This is a genomic window from Acinetobacter sp. WCHAc060006 (genome assembly GCF_004209135.1).
GTDB lineage: Bacteria > Pseudomonadota > Gammaproteobacteria > Pseudomonadales > Moraxellaceae > Acinetobacter > Acinetobacter cumulans.
Window position 1 is genome coordinate 51,851 of sequence record NZ_SGSS01000019.1, and the last position, 18,481, is coordinate 70,331.

Annotated in this window: 15 protein-coding genes; 9 read left to right on the plus strand and 6 right to left on the minus strand. The window is 39.2% G+C overall.

What is annotated here, in order from left to right; translation table 11 throughout:
- The first annotated feature begins 143 nt into the window (after window positions 1–143).
- Window positions 144–1,559, plus strand: coding sequence for a Si-specific NAD(P)(+) transhydrogenase (gene sthA, locus EXE29_RS11830; protein ID WP_106984663.1), 1,416 nt, complete (start codon window positions 144–146; stop codon window positions 1,557–1,559).
- A 192-nt stretch (window positions 1,560–1,751) separates the two neighbouring features.
- Window positions 1,752–2,804 (plus strand): alpha/beta hydrolase, encoded by a 1,053-nt coding sequence (locus EXE29_RS11835; RefSeq protein WP_228198791.1) that lies wholly within the window; start codon window positions 1,752–1,754, stop codon window positions 2,802–2,804.
- A 142-nt stretch (window positions 2,805–2,946) separates the two neighbouring features.
- Here the strand turns inward: EXE29_RS11835 and EXE29_RS11840 are convergent, their stop codons facing one another.
- The 4 genes from EXE29_RS11840 to EXE29_RS11850 form a co-directional block, all read right to left on the minus strand.
- Entirely contained in the window at window positions 2,947–3,912 is a 966-nt protein-coding gene (locus EXE29_RS11840; protein ID WP_120364733.1) for a TauD/TfdA dioxygenase family protein, read from the minus strand.
- Window positions 3,913–4,132: 220 nt separating this feature from the next.
- Window positions 4,133–4,267, minus strand: coding sequence for a hypothetical protein (locus EXE29_RS17835; protein ID WP_265936311.1), 135 nt, complete (start codon window positions 4,265–4,267; stop codon window positions 4,133–4,135).
- Window positions 4,260–5,474: an MFS transporter gene (locus EXE29_RS11845; protein ID WP_117007310.1), complete on the minus strand. Its 1,215-nt coding sequence runs from the start codon at window positions 5,472–5,474 to the stop codon at window positions 4,260–4,262. The genes EXE29_RS17835 and EXE29_RS11845 overlap by 8 nt, the downstream gene beginning before the upstream one ends.
- 180 nt (window positions 5,475–5,654) lie before the next feature.
- Window positions 5,655–6,797 carry an OmpW/AlkL family protein gene (locus EXE29_RS11850; RefSeq protein ID WP_117007273.1) on the minus strand — a complete coding sequence of 381 codons (1,143 nt, stop codon included), beginning with the start codon at window positions 6,795–6,797 and terminating at the stop codon, window positions 5,655–5,657.
- A 359-nt stretch (window positions 6,798–7,156) separates the two neighbouring features.
- Here EXE29_RS11850 and EXE29_RS11855 point away from each other — a divergent pair, with 359 nt between their 5' ends.
- Window positions 7,157–7,336 carry a hypothetical protein gene (locus EXE29_RS11855; protein ID WP_106984666.1) on the plus strand — a complete coding sequence of 60 codons (180 nt, stop codon included), beginning with the start codon at window positions 7,157–7,159 and terminating at the stop codon, window positions 7,334–7,336.
- A 96-nt stretch (window positions 7,337–7,432) separates the two neighbouring features.
- Here EXE29_RS11855 and EXE29_RS11860 read toward each other — a convergent pair whose 3' ends face one another.
- Together EXE29_RS11860 and EXE29_RS11865 are read right to left on the minus strand one after the other, a co-directional pair.
- A complete protein-coding gene (locus EXE29_RS11860) occupies window positions 7,433–8,872 on the minus strand; it encodes a sensor domain-containing diguanylate cyclase (protein WP_120364734.1) in 1,440 nt (479 codons plus the stop codon).
- Window positions 8,873–8,998: 126 nt separating this feature from the next.
- A complete protein-coding gene (locus tag EXE29_RS11865) occupies window positions 8,999–9,778 on the minus strand; it encodes an A1S_2505 family phage non-structural protein (protein WP_120364735.1) in 780 nt (259 codons plus the stop codon).
- A gap of 317 nt (window positions 9,779–10,095) precedes the next feature.
- Here EXE29_RS11865 and uvrB point away from each other — a divergent pair, with 317 nt between their 5' ends.
- From uvrB to EXE29_RS11895, 6 genes are all read left to right on the plus strand, one after another.
- Window positions 10,096–12,117, plus strand: a complete 2,022-nt coding sequence (uvrB, locus tag EXE29_RS11870) for an excinuclease ABC subunit UvrB (protein ID WP_120364736.1) — start codon at window positions 10,096–10,098, stop codon at window positions 12,115–12,117.
- A gap of 147 nt (window positions 12,118–12,264) precedes the next feature.
- The gene (locus EXE29_RS11875; RefSeq protein WP_106984670.1) at window positions 12,265–12,858 is read left to right on the plus strand and encodes a lipocalin family protein; all 594 of its coding nucleotides are present in this window, start codon (window positions 12,265–12,267) and stop codon (window positions 12,856–12,858) included.
- Between the two features lie 136 nt (window positions 12,859–12,994).
- Window positions 12,995–13,927 (plus strand): EamA family transporter RarD, encoded by a 933-nt coding sequence (gene rarD / locus EXE29_RS11880; protein ID WP_117007269.1) that lies wholly within the window; start codon window positions 12,995–12,997, stop codon window positions 13,925–13,927.
- Between the two features lie 300 nt (window positions 13,928–14,227).
- A complete protein-coding gene (locus EXE29_RS11885; protein WP_117007268.1) occupies window positions 14,228–15,985 on the plus strand; it encodes a DNA topoisomerase VI subunit B family protein in 1,758 nt (585 codons plus the stop codon).
- A gap of 270 nt (window positions 15,986–16,255) precedes the next feature.
- Window positions 16,256–17,713 (plus strand): glyceraldehyde-3-phosphate dehydrogenase, encoded by a 1,458-nt coding sequence (locus EXE29_RS11890; protein ID WP_106984673.1) that lies wholly within the window; start codon window positions 16,256–16,258, stop codon window positions 17,711–17,713.
- A 276-nt stretch (window positions 17,714–17,989) separates the two neighbouring features.
- Window positions 17,990–18,481, plus strand: a 492-nt coding sequence (locus EXE29_RS11895; protein ID WP_130125659.1) for a GNAT family N-acetyltransferase, incomplete at its 3' end; no start/stop codon positions are given.

The window sequence follows — 18,481 nt, forward strand, 5'->3', positions numbered from 1 at the left end:
TGGGGGAAAAACGATATTCATTTAAAAAATGTTGTTATCATCTAATATGTGTGAGCTAAATACAGCAAAAGCACAATATTTGCGTCATAATATAGGCCAGAAAGAAGCATTTTTGAATTTTTTGATTTTTTAAGGAGCGTTGAATGCCACGTAAAAAAGAGGTCGTTAGTGGGAATTTCGTGAAGTACGATGCGGTAGTTCTCGGCTCGGGCCCTGCGGGTGAAGGCGCTGCAATGAAACTTGCGAAATCTGGTAAGCGCGTCGCGATTGTGGATATGCGTGAGCAACTTGGCGGTAACTGTACACATGTAGGTACGATTCCAAGTAAAGCTTTACGTCAAACCGTATCGAGCATTATTCGCTACCAGCGTGATCCAATGTTCCAAAAAGTGGGTGAATGGAAACAGTTCACTATGAAGCAAGTGCTTCGTAATGCACACAAAGTGATTCAACTTCAAGTTGATACGCACTCACGTTTTTATGATCGCAATAAAATTGATATCTATCATGGTCGTGCATACGTACAAGACAAAAATACCGTGATGGTATTTAGTGCTGATGGCATGACAGAAACGCTTGTTTTCCAACAATTAGTGATTGCAACAGGTTCGCGTCCATACCGTCCAGATATTTTAGATTTTAACCATCCACGTGTATTTGATTCAGACAAAATTTTGGATCTAGATTTCTCAATTAAGAAAATCATTATTTATGGCGCAGGGGTGATTGGCTGTGAATATGCATCAATCTTTATTGGTCTAGACCATAAAGTTGATTTGATCAACACGCAGCACAAGCTTCTGAGCTATTTGGATGACGAAATTTCAGATGCATTGTCTTATCACTTGCGTGAACAAGGTGTATTAATCCGTCATAACGAGCAAATCGAATTCTTAGAAACCTTTGATGACCATGTTGTGATGCATACACAAAGTGGTAAGAAAATTAAAGCTGATGCGATTTTGTGGTGTAACGGTCGTTCAGGTAATACTGATGGTTTAGGTCTAGAAAACGTGGGCTTAAAACCAAATAGCCGTGGTCAATTGACGGTGAATGAGCAATACCAAACCGAAGTTGAAAATATCTATGCTGCAGGTGACGTGATTGGCTGGCCATCACTGGCTTCTGCTGCTTATGACCAAGGTCGTAATGCAGGCGGAAACATGAGCGGCGAAGAAGGCTTAAAACCTGTAACGTCTATCCCGACAGGTATTTATACTATTCCGGAAATTTCTTCAATTGGTAAAACTGAACAACAGTTAACTGAAGAAAAAATTCCTTACGAAGTGGGTCAGGCGTCTTTCCGTCATTTGGCACGTGCGCAAATTACGGGCGATACAGTGGGCGAATTAAAGATTCTGTTCCACCGTGATACTTTGGAAATTTTGGGCGTACATTGCTTTGGGAATAACGCAGCCGAAATTATCCATATTGGTCAGGCTGTGATGAACAGTCCGAACAATACCATTAAGTATTTTGTAGAAACAACATTTAACTACCCAACGATGGCGGAAGCTTACCGTGTGGCAACCTTAAATGGTATGAACCGTTTGTTCTAAGTCTAGCTTATCTAAAAGAATCCGCTACGGCGGGTTTTTTTATGCCTTTTATTTAGATGTTTAAGCCAAGAAAAATAGACTTAGCTTCACTAAAAAAACACGAAAAGTGCATAAAAATTACATCGTACAAATGCGATGGAAAAAATAGTATGGGTAGATCAATCGGTATAAATAGAATTGGATAGGTCATAGATGACGGATAAAATACGTTTAGCATCATGGGGTGTGCTGTGTCTAATGTTATTAGAGTTGATCTGTGCAAATACAGCCATGGCTAAAACGAAAGTCAAAGACCCAATGCAAATGACTTATAGTCAGCAACATGCATGGCAAGAGATAGAACAGTTCTTACCCAAAGAATTTCAATTAAGCCCCAATCATTTACCCACAGAGGAATGGTGGGCATGGCAAGGTCATAATATTCATTTAGATACGTTTCGTAATCCTAAAGCTAAAATCAAAGTCATTTTATTTCATGGGGTGGGAACCAATGGGCGCCAACTTAATTTGGTTTTAGGTGGACAGCTTGCTAAGCGTGGTTATGAGGTCATTGCGATTGATTTGCCAGGCTATGGTATGACACAGGTTGGCGCTGGTATTAATATTTTATACGACGATTGGGTGCAGGCAGGTCATGAACTGATTGTAAATGAGCAAGCTCAAGACAGCCGTCCCATTGTTCTTTATGGATTAAGTGCAGGTGGGAAGCTGGCCTACGATGTAGCAGCAAAAAATAAACATATTAAAGCCATTGCGGGGATGACGTTTTTAGACCCACAAAACCTTGAAGTGAGAGATCAAATTTCCATAAATAAATGGATGAGCCGTGTTGGTTCTACGACCGCAAGTTGGACGTCTAAATCAGCTTTTAAAAATACAAAAATTCCCATTCGTTGGGTGAGTAAAATGTCAGCTTTGGTGAATAACCCGCAAGCATTAGATGTATTTTTGGCCGATAAAAGCTCTGCAGGTAATACGGTTTCGGTGGCTTTTTTAGATTCGTATTTAAATTATACGCCCGCCATTGCACCTGAAGACTTTAAGGTCGCGCCAATCTTATTAACACAGCCAGAGAAGGACCGTTGGACGCCACTTGCCCTGAGTGAGCTATTTTTGCAGCGGATTCAGCATGTACCTGTAAAAACAGTCATTTTAAAAAATGCAGGGCATTATCCTTTAGAGCAACCAGGATTAAATCAAATGGTAAATGCTATTGACGCATTTTATAAAGCCAATGCGAAATAAAATGCAGATTTAAAAAATAAAGAATTAAAAAATTAAGCACCATACAGGATGGTTATTGTTTTACTGTATGGTGCGCGCGGATTGAAATATTTCTTATTGTTTTAGCTTGTTTTTATTGCACATGAGATTGAATGCTAAAGCATTAAAACGGACGACCTCCAGCTAAGCTAATACGTTTAAGCAAACGGCGTTGCTCCGATGGAAATGGACGGCGTGAATGCAAAGTGACTTGATTGTCCCAAAATACAATATCTCCCGTTGACCATTGATGCTCATAACGAAACTCAGGTTTTAATAGATGCTCACGTAATTGTGCAATCAGCTCACTTCCTGCTTGATCATCATAATTGACCAGCTCAACTTCATTATGCGTGCTGAGCCAAAGTGCTTTACGGCCTGATTCTGGATGGACTCTCACCAGTGGGTGGGCATAGGCATCGCCAACAATTGGTTGGTCTTTAAAACGATAGCGTGGAAATACGCCATAACCTGCACTTGGATCTTGTACTTTGTTTTGTGCAATACGGACAAAAGGGTTATAGGTAATGAGCTGTAGCTGACCAATATGCTGTTTAGTTGCGTCATCTAAGGCATCATAGGCTTTAATGGTGTTATACCAAGAGGTTTGGCCACCATCTTGTGGCAGTTCAATGGCATAAAGTAAAGAGCCAAAGGAAGGCAGTGGTGTCCACTGATGATCAGCATGTGGCGTTAGTTCACCGTGGCCAGTATAGTCACCTTGACCGACTGCGTTGGATACAGGAACCACATCTGGTGGAGTGCCTGTTTCTTTTTGCGTCGCCAAGACTGGTGTGTCGGCACTTGGGCGAAAGATTGAACCAAAGTAACTGGCAAAAGCAAGGTACTGAAGATCATCTAAACTTTGCTGTTTAAAAATTAAAATCAGATGCTCAGCCAAGGCTTGCTTTAGGCGATAAATGGTTTCGCCTGCTTGTGCTTTTTTTGCATCTAGGCCATAGACTTCGGCACCGAGTGCCTCACCTGTTAAGGGTACAATTTGGATGTCTGCTGGGTTTTGAAATTGATCTGCTTGGTGCCAACGAGGGGCATCGTGTATTGCTTGAGAAAGTTGGGTTAACGCTGTCATTTTTATTTCACAGATGTTGTATTTGGATAAACAAAATCTATGAAATATCATGGAGGTTGAGAAATTAAAAAATAAGATAAGTTTATGAAAAATGAAAAAAATATCTTAAGTTAATGATTTATTTTCTTTTAGTCTTTCTTGCAAAAATATCCTTAAAAACTGCTAAAAAATGTCAAGTTTTTGACATCTTTTAGCTAGGTTTTTTTTTTGCTAAATTGAATTAATGTGCACAAAAAGCTTGTTGGAAGTCATTAAACAAAGCAGGGGTTTGCATCCATAAAATAATGGAAAGTGCAAATAGCACTGCAATACCTACTGAAATGGAAAACTTAAGCCAAAACATTGAATTATTCATGAACGACAGTGTCCTCAGTAACCCAGAAATGCACCAATACACCAAACACACTCAGTAGAATGGAAAAAGCCCACACCATATTGTAGTTGCCTGTCATGTCATGGTTCAGGCCACCCAGCCAACCGCCAAAAAATGAGCCAACTTGATGGGTGAAAAATACAATACCGCTGAGCATGGTTAAATATTTAACCCCGAACATATTGGCCACAATACCATTGGTTAAAGGGACTGTAGATAACCACAATAAGCCCATCGTGACACCAAAGGCATAAATTGTCCATGTGCTTAAAGGCAACAATAAAAACCCGATAATTGCGATACCCCGTAAACCGTATAACAACATCAGCAAATGAGGCTTAGAATATTTGCCACCTAACCAGCCTGCGCCGTATGTGCCTACAATATTAAATAGCCCAACCAAGGCCAGAAAGATTGTACCTGTGGTGGCATTGTAGCCGTGATCGCTTAAATAGCCGGGTAAATGGATCCCAATAAACACCACTTGGAAACCACAGACAAAGAAACCCAAAGAGAGAAACCAAAAAGGCTTGTGCTGTTTTGCAATGACTAAAATTTGTTTAAAGCTTAAGCTCGGATGCGGACTTTGCGCAGAAGCATTTGGGTCGACATAAATAGGTGCTTTAAGCATCCAAGCTAAAGGAACAATGAGTGCAACCAAAATGGCACTGACCACCAGAGCCGCTGACCAACCGATATGCTGCAATAGCAATAGGGTTGATGGAAGCATAATAAATTGCCCAAATGAACCCGCTGCACTGGCAATCCCCATGGCAAGACTACGCTTTTCAGGCGGGGCTGCACGCCCTACAGCAGACAATAAAACAGGAAAAGAGGTTGCTGAGAGTGCTAAACCTAAAATTAAGCCAACGCTCAGATTTAACAAAAGCCCAGTGGAGCTAATCGCCATAAGGAGTAAGCCAATGACATACAGTACGCCACCAATAGCTACTACAACCTTGCTACCATATTTGTCGGCAAATGCACCTGTAATGGGCTGAACTGCACCCCAAATGAGGTTTTGCATGGCAATCGCAAGGCTAAAAACATTGTGCCCCCAGCCAAATTCATGGCTCATTGGGACCAAATATAATCCAAAGCCATGGCGAATCCCTAAGGACAAAGCCAAAATAAATGCACTACCAATTAACATATAAATCAGAGGCTTGGAAAATCGAGTATCTGTCATTGGCATGGTCATTATGAAAATAATATCGTTATTTTAAGCCAATACAGTGTGTGAAGGGATTAATTAAATTTCACCTGATGATAAAATTTTGTTATGCGAGTTTGTCATAAAAATCAAACAAGACAGCAGTTGCTGTCTTGTTGATGAGCTAACTTAGATTAGAGCAGAAGGGCATTTAGCTTAGAAGCGTATGCCTACACCTGCGTATGCCAAAATTGGATTAATCTCAATATCTGCTGTAGAGCGAATAAGTTCGCCTTTGGTTGCATCACTGACCGTAATTGTTGTATCACCTTTTAGGTGTGCATAAGACACAGAGCCTACAGCAAACCATTTGTCATTAAAGTCATAAGTAAAACCGACAGTTGCAACAGGTGCAAAAGCACTAGAGGCTTCTAAATCGACTTGAGGATTCGCACTACTTGGTTTGCCATCAAGCGCGGCACCTGCTTTTCCATCTTTAATATTGGCAATCATGTGGCCAGCGTTAACCAAATCTTGCTTAATTTGTGGGTTCATTTCTAGCTCATTAAAATAAGCATACATGACACCGACGCCTACATAAGGGCGGAATTTGTTTACGCCCGTTTTACCAAAGTGATATTGCAACTCAGCAGCAGGTGTCCATGCACGTGCAGAAGCGGCAGCACCATGTGCAGCTAAATCTGTAATTTCAATGTCTTTTTTCAGTGGTAAATCACCTAAAATTGAACCTACACTACTTGGTGTAGCAACCCCGCTGAGCGGTGCATAAATTTTACCTGTACCATTTAAATCGACCTTAGGCGGAATCCCAGCTTTCATTTCTAAGGAAAGATTATCGGTAAAAAAGTAGTTGGTCATAATGCCGAGTGTAGTTACGCTATCGGCTTCTAAACCTGTCCCAGGGTTACTCCAAGCAGATAAGCCATCAATTTCAGCTTCGCCTGCTACGCTACCTTTGAGGTACTGTTTGCCATCAGTGCCTTTAAATGACACTAAACCTTGTTGAGTAATTCCTGTGTTTAGAATGGCTTCTTCACTTTTGAGCAGTGTAGAAAGCAAAGTTTTTTTGGTTGAGGCGCCACTGACCGATGTATCAATGGCATCAACCACGGAACTACCCAATACGTCGCCAACTTTCGCCTTTGTACCTTCATCAACAATGGTATTGACCTGAAATGGCTGTGCTTTACCTTGTGGCATCACATGCAATGCGCCGACTGAAACAGAAAAACGCTTAAATCCATTGCCATCTTTGAAGCTAAAGTAAGGGGATTCTGCATGTGCAAGCATAGGCAAAGTCATGCAAGATGTGGCGATACATAATAATGTTTTATTCATTGTCAGGACTCCGTGTCCGTATATTGCTAATAATTTTTCTAAGTTTGCATTATGCAAATAACGTGATTAATTTATTGTTTCTTAAAGCGAATGATTAAGTAGTTCTCCTGTTAAAACAACGCATTTATGTGGTATTTTTTGCGGTTTATATGTTTAGTTATGTAAATGTAAAAATAGCATCATTTTAATTTTATAATGTACTGACGCTTAATATGCGTCATTATAATCCTCGTTTGAGGACTCGAAAAGCGCAACAACTCAGATAGGTTGATTTTCTTTTTTGAGTTTCAAGTGCAAAGGATAGCGCATGAAAGCTATTTTTTTTGTACAATATGTGCAGTATTGATTGAGTAAATCACATGAGCACCCAAAATCCTCCCAAGAAAAAAGCTATAGCGAAACTTCCGTTTCCTATGGTTGTTGATGACCAAGTACAACAAGATTCAGCGCATAATCAAGTCCGTCCAAAGCCAGAAAACTATGCCGACCGTACTTGGATGCCCCCTCGTGGTACGCGTCGTTCAATGGGCAAGCGTTAATAAAAAAACCTGCATTTATGCAGGTTTTTTTACATTGATCATTTCATAGCGTTTAATTTTTTTAGCATTTAGCATTTAGCATTTAGCATTTAGCATTTAGCATTTAGCATTTAGCATTGCATAGTAGGCGTTCTTTTTCTGATACATCACTGCATCTGCTCGTTTCATTGTGTCTTCAACACGTTCATCTTTTAGTGAGCATGCATGCCCAATCGAAAGACTGATAGGATGGCTCGAGTGGAATTGATTGTCGACATGCATCAGTTCTTGTAAGCTGTTGAGGCAACTGTGCAACGAAGTTTCATCTGCATTTGGCAGTAGCAATACAAACTCATCTCCTCCAATTCTTGAAGCACTATATTGGGTATTGAGTATTAATTGATTTAATACATGCCCCATACGGCGTAGTTGTTCATCACCTGCATCATGCCCAAATTGATCATTGATATTTTTTAAACCATTTAAGTCGATAAAAATACATGAGACAGGGCGTTGCTGACTGCGCTCTAAGCGATTGATCTCATCAATATAAAAACTGCGGTTGTAGAGCTTGGTTAGGGCATCATGTTTGCCCAGATATTCTAAATAATTTTCGGCTTTTTTACGCGCGGTAATATCAACCAAAGCGACTTGCACGGTACTCCAGCAATCTTCAAAGCCCGGAAAAACGGTAAATTGTAAGAGCACATGCCGAATGCTTCCATCTAGGGCATAGTTGATGGCTTCATGTTGATGATGAATTTTACCTGCCCATAAATCTAAGAGTTGGGCACGAAATGTTTGAGTCATTTCTTTGGCAAAAATTTTATGAGTATTTTGTAAAATACTGGGTTTGTCTGGTGCACCAAACAAATCGAGGGTCGCCTGATTCACATCCAAAATGATAATGTCTTTGATGCATTGCTGAATAAAATCAGGGTGTACATCTAAAAAGGTCGTGAAGTCTTCAATTCCAATCCGTCGTAATTGATCTAAGCGTTGTTTGATTTGGCTAAAGTCTTCAACCCAAAGTGAGGTTGGGGAGTAAATAAAGCGAGCTTCTGCCAATTGGCGGTTTTTTTCTTCTAAGCGACGTGCATTTTGGTAAGGCGTAATATTTTCTGTGCTAATTAATACTTGTGACCAATCATCTGCATAATCGGGCAGGATTGTGCAACGGAGTTGAATATCTAAACGCGTGCCATGAATCGTGTAATTGACTGCGGTATTGATATAGTGCGTTTTGCCTTCCCACAGTTGTACCAGTTCATCAATATGTGTGTGTAACATTTCTTGTTGAAAAATCTGATCCAAATGCGCACATAAATGACCAAAATCAGTAGCTTCGTAAAGGGCTAATGTTTGTGAATTGACGTGTAATATTTTAATTTTTTTAACACTTTCTCGAACCAAATCTAAGTTTTGTGACAAATGTTCGGCCAAGTTTTCAATACCATCTTCACGCCACTGCTGTAGCTGTTTTTTGACTGCGCTAAAGTCTTCCAACCAAAGTGGAATGGGTGACATATTAAAAATAGCATTGTCTTGATGAATCATGATGAACTCGAGAGCAGATGGACTTCAGGCTTTGGTTTGAAATGTATTATTTTAAAGTGTGCTTCAAGTCACAAAAATAACTGAAAATTACGAAAAAGCCAATCGGTGTGATTGGCTTTTTTTGATCTATTTTTTTGCTTTATGGGCGGGCTTGGGTGGCATGATTTCACGCTCTCCCAGCCAAATGTCGGCAAAATCCTTTTCGTTAAGATTATATAGTTCCAATAACGACAAAATGACGCCACCAAAAATCATCGGGCCTTCGGAATTACTTTGAAATTCGAAAATTTTGCCGTTTAAGTTATGCAAAATATCTGCGATTTCAAATACACGATCACGACCATTACTGTCAGTAGGATACATTTGTGTGTTGAGCAAAATTCTGGCCAAACTTTTTTCATTGTCTGTCAGCGCTAAGACATCAATTAGTTCGTCACTGACAGGAGCGAAAATCACGGAATCACGGAAGATTGTATGCAGGAGTTTTTTGCTAAGTTTAGGGAGTGGGCGCTCAACGAAAGCACGAAAAGACACTGGGAAAATCACATTATGTGAAATACCTTTAAACATCGGTGCGATTTCTTCAACCGTATAACCCGCAACACCGCATCCGATAGAGGTTAAAAAGTATTTTTGTTTTGGGTGATTTTTAGTGTAGATCTTAAAGTCATCTACATAGTGCTGTATTTGCGAGAGTGGCATTTGTTGCAGATGCTCATTCATGGTTGGAATAGCAAAGCTTTGTCCTGACCAACCACGGCCCACACCCTTCAGTGCGCCAAAATGCTGTTGAGCTGTTCGTGCGGCACCACCAGCATGTTGACCTGCTAAATTGCTGCCGAATACGAAGATGGTATCTTCTGGTAAAGATTTCACAATACTTTCGTCATGGTAATGGTAAGTCATTCGTATTCACTTATGCTGTGGTTTCATCTCATGGTGCAATTGCTTGATGACTTGGTCAAGTCATGAACAGATTATTTTTCTGATTTATAGGCATTTAGGTCTATTAAACTACTGAAAATGGGATGTTATCTGATCTGACAAATAGAATAGGCATGCATGCGCTACATATCAAAGCGTTGTGATATTGAATGGACTGCTGTGATGGTTCAATACAAGGCTGAACTTTTTACACATGAATGTTACAAGGCAACGTTGTATCGCTTAAACTAGCCCTCATAATTGATATTGATGTTTAGTCCGAGAATAAGCCGAATCCTATGAGTGATCCCCAGCCATTTGAATTAGTCACAAATTTTGAACCTGCCGGTGACCAGCCACAAGCCATTGAAAAATTGGTGCAAGGGGTGGAGCAAGGTATGCATGATCAGTTGCTATTGGGGGTAACAGGCTCAGGTAAGACCTATACCATGGCCAATGTGATTGCACGCACACAGCGACCAACCATTATTATGGCGCATAATAAAACGCTGGCTGCACAGTTATATGGTGAGTTTAAGTCGTTCTTTCCACATAATGCCGTGGAATATTTTGTCAGTTATTATGACTACTATCAGCCTGAAGCTTATGTGCCTTCATCGGACACATTTATCGAAAAAGATTCTTCAATTAATGATCATATTGATCAAATGCGTTTATCGGCAACGCGAGCGCTCCTAGAGCGTAAAGATGCGATTATTGTTGCATCAGTATCGGCAATTTATGGTTTGGGTGACCCAAATGCTTATATGAGCATGTTATTGCATATTGTGCAGGGCGATCGATTGAATCGAGATGATCTCATTCGTCGTTTAGTTGAAATGCAATATACCCGCAATGAGCTAGAGTTTTTACGTGGTACTTATCGTATCCGCGGTGAAATTTTAGATATTTTCCCTGCAGAATCGGATCAGTATGCAATTCGGGTTGAGTTGTTTGATGATGAAGTCGATTCGATCCGTTGGTTCGACCCGATCACAGGCAAAATGGTACGCAAAGTTCCACGCATCACAATTTATCCAAAAAGCCATTATGTGACGCCAAAAGATAACTTACGCCGTGCCATAGACACCATTCGCGAAGAACTCACCGAACGTTTGGGCTTTTTTAGAGCCAACGATAAATTGCTCGAAGCCCAGCGGATCGAACAACGCACCCGTTATGATTTAGAAATGATGCAACAATTGGGTTATACCAATGGCATTGAAAACTATTCACGTCATTTATCTGGCCGTCCTGCGGGGGAAGCTCCACCGACCTTGTTTGATTATATTCCAGAGGATGCTTTATTAATCATTGATGAATCGCATGTGACGGTGCCACAGATTGGTGCAATGTATAAAGGGGACCGCTCACGTAAAGAAAACCTAGTGAATTATGGTTTCCGTTTGCCGAGTGCTTTGGACAATCGTCCAATGAAATTTGAAGAATGGGAACGAATAGTACCTGCAACGATCTATGTGAGTGCCACACCTGCACGCTATGAATTAGAAAAATCTGAACAAATTGTCGAGCAAGTGGTACGACCAACAGGCTTAGTCGATCCAATCATTGAAATCCGACCTGTGCTGACACAGGTAGATGATGTGTTATCTGAAATTAACAATCGTCGAGAATTAAATGAACGCGTGTTAGTGACTACACTGACCAAACGCATGGCAGAAGACTTAACGTCCTATTTAAAAGAATATGGCGTGAAAGTTGCCTATTTACATTCAGATATCGATACCGTTGAACGGACAAAAATTATTCATGAACTACGTTCTGGCGTATACGATGCCATTGTAGGGATTAACTTACTGCGTGAAGGTTTGGACATGCCAGAAGTCTCGCTGGTGGCCATTTTAGATGCCGATAAAGAAGGGTTCTTGCGTTCAGAGCGATCACTGATTCAAACCATTGGTCGTGCAGCTCGTAATTTAAATGGTAAAGCCATTTTATATGCAGACCGAATCACGGATTCAATGCAAAAAGCAATAGACGAAACAGACCGACGTCGTGCTAAGCAAATCGAATTTAACCAAATTCATGGCATTGTGCCACGTAGTGCAGTACGTAAAGTGACGCAAGAAATTGATACAGGTGAAGTGCTTACAGATGATCAAGTCGATGCGAAAATTGATGAGCAAGCGAAAGCTTTAAGTGCAGATGAACAACATTTGCTGTCAGATCCAAAGCTCTTGGCTAAACACATGGCTAAGTTGGAAAAGGAAATGCTGAAAGCCTCGAAAGAGCTTCAGTTTGAGCAAGCTGCACGACTTAGAGACGAGATTTTGCGCCTAAAATCACAGTTGTTACAATGATTTTTAGTTCTTAGGGAGATGTAGATCATTACATAATTTAGACACATGGTCGATTTTCACGCGTTATTGTAAGTAGGAAAATTTGAGCTTAAATATGTTTTTTGAATCAAACTTAATCTATTTATATAAAAACTTAGGACTTTATTTATGATAAATCATCTCCCAAAAGCTGGCTTTAGATTGGCAAAAATTGTTGTAGGTGGTGCGGTAGTGGTGGGCTTAGGGGCTGCCACTATGGCTTATGCTCAAACCAAACCTTTGGCTGTGGTGGAGCGTGTTGAGCTTGATCGTTATTTGGGCACTTGGTATGAAGTGGCCCGTAAACCACTGGTCTTTCAAAATAAGTGCGATCGTGATGTGACTGCGGTATATACTTTAAATGTAAATGGCAATATCAAAGTAGATAATCGCTGTGTGATGAAAGATGGCAAAGTGACCTCATCGCTTGGTGAGGCATTTGTACAAAACGCACCGTTTAACAGTAAATTAAAAGTAAGCTTCTTGCCTGATGCCGTTCGTTGGTTACCTGTAGGTCGTGGCGATTATTGGGTATTAAAGATTGACGAAGATTATCAGACCGTTTTAGTGGGCGAGCCACGCCGTAAGTATTTATGGGTGTTATCACGTGTGCCACATCCTGATCAACACGTGATTAATGAATATTTAGACTATGCCAAAGGTCTTGGCTATGACTTAAGTGATGTTATTCATACCAAACAAAGTAAAAAAGCACCGCACTAATTTTAACTTATAGAACAAATGATAAAAAAACCATGCTTAAGCATGGTTTTTTTATTTGCTAGAATCATCCACTATTATAGATACTGTCTGCTGTTCATTTGAATATGCATAATCCAGAGGTTGTTTGAGGTGAATGATGTATAAAGGCGTTGCATTGTCTGTTTTGGCATCTGTCACTTTTGGTGTGTTGTATTTCTATACTCAGTTTTTACAGCCCTTGGATAGTGAGCAAACTTTTGCTTGGCGCATGTTGGCCACATTGCCATTTTTAACGCTGTTTATGTGGTATTCAGGTGATTTAAAACACGTTACAGCAATCTTTAAACGAATCGTGCAACAGCCTGCACTGTTGATTTGGCTCATTGTGAGCTCTTTATTGTGTACCACTCAATTGTGGTTGTTTTTGTGGGGTCCTATTAATGGGCGAGGCCTGCAAGTCTCCTTGGGCTATTTTTTATTGCCTTTGGTTATGGTGCTAGTAGGTTGTATTTTATATAAAGAAAAGCTGACAAATTGGCAGTGGGCCGCAGTGCTTTTAGCTGTATTAGGTGTAGGGCACGAAATATGGCGAATTGGCAGTATTGCTTGGGAAACCATTTATGTTGCTTTGGCTTATCCTTTATATTTCTTTTTGCGCCGTGTTTATAAAACAGATCACTTAGGTGGTTTTTGGTGGGACTTACTGCTGATTATTCCTGTGGCCATTTATCTAGGCTTTTTCTATAGTGATAGTGTTCCTTTAATTGCACAATTTCCACATTTAATTTTTGCAGTCATTGGTTTGGGTATATTAAGTGCTTTTGGTTTAGGGAGTTATATTTTAGCCAGTCGCATGTTGCCATTTGTCATCTTTGGTTTACTTAGTTATTTAGAGCCAATTTTATTGGCTTTTGCCTCTTTAGTTTTGGGCGAGCGTATTGAAGCCAACGAATGGCTCACTTATATTCCAATTTGGTGCGCGGTATTATTATTAATGGTGGAAGGTACAGTGCATGTATTTAAGCAAAAGCAAAAAGAAAAAATGTTGCAAAAAAATGTCGCTGCTTTTCAAAAGCGTTTAGATCCATAAATATCAATCCTGATTCAAAGCTAGCGATATTGATCAAAAATGATCAAGACGGATTAATATATCATTTTGATTGATATCGCGATAAGAAAGAATGTTCAATTAAAAAAATAAAAAAAACTTAGAGCCGATACGTCTTCGAAAATATAGCAATTTTTTAAAAATCAGATAAACCGTTTATCTTTTCGCTCAAAGACAGAATCACGCTATTGATTAAAAAATGATAACTGTTTAACATTTATGCTTATAAAAAGACGAATGCTTTAAACTTAAATAAATTTCACAAAACTTGAGGGCTAGGACATGCAAAATAGCAGTATTCCATATCAAATACGCGCCGCATTATTGCAGCTAGAACCTAGCCTTGATGTGGATTGGGAAGCGCGCCTAACTAAGATTCTTGAAGAATCTGACATGGCTTTGCGCGAAGAGATTGATCATCAAATTTTAAAAAGCAAAGAAATCTATTGGAACCGCATGACAGGTGGTTTTGAGTACAAAGCGTCATCCAGTTTGGCTATTTTAAAACACAGCCTTAGCAATGATCGCATGCAACATATTGCCAAAACGCTGAGCGAATCTTTAGAAGACCTTAAATCTATTCAAGACAGCACACAAATTGCGGATTATTTGGAAAATGCGATAGAGCAAATTGACCAGATTTCTGTAGATGAAAACTTTATGTTGCAACGCGAAAAATTAATGATTCGCCGTACTTTTTTACTCAATGCAGCAAAAGTCATTCGTCGTATGGTGATTACACCGCCAGAAGGGATCCGTAAGCTCACAGAGTCGCAGATTAAATGCTTTATTATTGAAGTATTTATTAAGCAACAATTATTAGGTTATTGGTTTAAACCTTTGTTGAAACGCCATTCGGACATTATGAAGCATCCGATTTTCCGATATTATTTGAGCAAACAACAAAAAATCCGTCATTTTGAATTGGTAAAAACCTCACAATATATTTTTGTGACCGCGCCTGTAATGCAGGTAGAGCAAAATCCCTATTCAATTCGACGCTTTTTAACCGAAGAGAAAGGGGCAATCGAAGCGCAAACATTTTTAAATGTGATTGTGTTGGATATGCAGGCCACTGAAGAAAATGAATATATTGATCACTTTAAATCTTTAATTGAATGCATGGTGACTGTACAAAGCCAAATTCATGTTGATGTGATGGATATTGTGTTGCAATTGGAAGAGGTTTGCGAAAAATCTTTAATTCCATTACTCATTGAACCGATTCAATTTGTAGCTAAAAATGCAGATGTGGTAGCACAAATGCATTTGAAAAAATTTGAAAATATATTAACCACTGATTTTTTTAAACCTGTCTATGAAGCGATTAAATCGCATTTGTCACATATTGAAGAATTCGATTATTTATATTTAAGCGTACATCGTCTATATTCAGAATTACTCGCGTATTATCGTGAGTTTAAACAACAACCTGCATTGGTATTTAATCAGCATGTGCAGTTGTTTGAATATAAAATGGTCGGCTATTTGAAATTATTAGAAAAACGTCGACAAGATACTTTTGTGCCTCTGAATCAACATGAGTGGGAAGTCATGCATCAACGCTCACTGAAACCATTGCAAGATATTCGTTTTGCAATGACAGAGCATTTGCTGGATTACCGTGAACTGACAATCTATATCAATAAATTGAAACGCCAAAGTGCTGAGAAAGGCTCATTCTTTAAGCGCATGACCAAGAGTAATCAAGCAGAGCGTGATTTGGCTGAAGCATATAAGCTCGGGCAACAAATGAAGCACAAAATGTTTATGAGTGTTTTGCAAGCACCACGCCAGAATCCGAAATGTTCAGTCTTTTTAGAGTTTGAGACTTTACATAATTTCAGTGAACATGAGCGCCACTATGCATTTCCATGTGGTGACAATGGCATTACACGCTTACCAATTTTGCTTCGCTTACCCGAAACCTATTCAGATTTTGATGTAGAAGACTTTAATGCCTCTATTAATTTTGACCTTAACTTTTCTGTGGCGTCAAAAGCTGAAAAAACCAGTTATGAGTTAAATTACTCACATTGATAAGGACTTTAATTGTAAACAGCTTAATTCACTGATTGATAAAGAAACGATTAAATAAAAATGTATTTTAGGGGCGCTAAAATGCATTTTAAAAATCTTTTAAAACAAAATCATAAAAATAATTACAACTATTTTTATAATTTATAGTGAATATATAAGAAAATAAGCCTCCAATATCAGCTTTTGGATTCTATCTTTTAGATAATTCCATTACAATTGTCGGGTTTTGAAATTTAAGCTTCGATTTACAATTAATTAGAGGACGTATCTGTGAGCAAAGACACTATCGTTGCCCTACATGCAGAGCACCAAGGTCGCTGGAAAAACCGTGAAGAACTTGCGGAACGTATGATTGCCCTAGTGGGTCAGTTATACCGTGAAAAAAACATCGTAGCTACAGTATACGGTCGTTCTTTAATTAACCGTTCAGTGATTCAAATTCTTAAAGCTCACCGTCGTACTCGCGTATTAGACGTTGAACTTTCAGTAGTAAACACATTCCCAATTCTTGAAGCTTTGGCGAAAGTTGAAAATATCGGTACTGCTGAAATCGACTTGGGCAAACTTGCTGTTGAATTTAAAGAAAAAGGCGGCGACATCGACGCATTTGTTGCTGATGCTGTTAAATCATTACAAGGTAATGCTGCATCTGTAGAAAACAAAGATGTAGTTCTTTACGGTTTCGGTCGTATCGGTCGTATTCTTGCGCGTTTAATGATTGGTCAATCTGGTTTAGGCCGTGGTCTTAACCTAAAAGCAATCGTTGTTCGTAAATCATCTGACGGTGACCTAGAAAAACGTGCTTCTTTACTTCGCCGTGACTCTATTCACGGTCCATTTGCAGGCACAATTTCTGTAGATGAAGAAAACGAAGCAATCATTGCAAATGGTCAATTCATTAAAGTGATCTATGCATCTAATCCAACTGAAGTTGATTACACTGCATACGGCATTAACAATGCACTTGTGATTGATAACACAGGTAAATGGCGTGATGCTGAAGGTCTTGCACAACACCTTCAATGCCCAGGCGCTGCGCGCGTAATTCTAACTGCACCTGGTAAAGGTGACATGAAGAACGTTGTATTTGGTGTGAACCAAGCAGACATCCTTGATGAAGATACAATCATCTCTGCTGCAAGTTGCACAACAAACGCAATCACACCAACACTTAAAGTGTTACATGACAAATATACAGTTCTTGGCGGTCACGTTGAAACAGTTCACTCGTTCACAAACGACCAGAACTTAATCGACAACTACCATAAAGCTGACCGTCGTGGCCGTGCTGCAACATTGAACATGGTAATCACTGAAACTGGTGCTGCGAAAGCAGTTGCTAAAGCGCTTCCTGCACTTAAAGGCAAATTGACTGGTAACTCTGTACGTGTACCTACACCAAACGTTTCTCTTGCAATCTTGAACTTAACTTTGGATAAAGAAGTTGAACGTGACGAAGTAAATGAATACCTTCGCCAAGTTTCAATCAACTCTAACCTTCAAGGTCAAATCGGTTATACAAACTCTACTGAAGTTGTATCTTCTGACTTTATTGGTTCACGTACTGCAGGTGTATTTGATGCGCAAGCAACAATTACTGCTGGTAACCGCTTAACTGCATACGTATGGTATGACAACGAAGTTGGTTATAGCTGCCAAGTACTTCGTATTGCAGAACAAATGGGCGGCGTAAGCTATCCAAAAGTTCCTGCTGAAACTAATGCATAATTAGTTCAGTGCGGTACAAAAAGAGCCTCTTATGAGGCTCTTTTTTATTGCAGATAATTTAGCTTTAAGCATGGCTTGGTGATTGTTTTTGAATGGATTGATGCACATAAAGTCTAAATAAAGAACAATTGATAGGATCAACTTTTCGCTTCTTGTGGGTGTTTATGCGTATTGTGCACGTATTTTACTTACAGTACTGAAGTATAGGCTTTTTAGAATTTGAACAACTAATCTATGCTAAGTTAAACGCGGTTAAACTATTTTGAATAGAAGAATATGCTAAACATTGAGATTAAAACTTTAGAGATGAATGATGTTCAAGATTTTAGAACAATCAGACTTTCAGCTTTAGAAAAATCGCCAAAAATGTTTGGATCTACGTATTTGGCTGAGCTAGATAAATCATTAATATTTTTTGAAGCCTGCTTATCAAATTCGACGGTATTTGGTGTATATCAAAAAAATAAAATCATAGGCTTAGCCACATTAACACAAGAAGTTGGAGCAAAATTTGCTCATAAAGCACATTTATCGAGTGTTTTTATTGAGCCTGAATTTCAACAAAAAGGCATTGCAACGATGCTACTCAATACAATTATAAAATATAGCAAAAATAATGTAGAACAAATTCTACTCACTGTTGCAGATGACAACAAACCCGTCATTCAGCTTTATGAAAAATGTGGTTTTCAAACCTATGGCATTGAACAAAAAGCTTTAAAAGACAATGATGAATATATTGATGAACGACTAATGAAGCTTTTTATG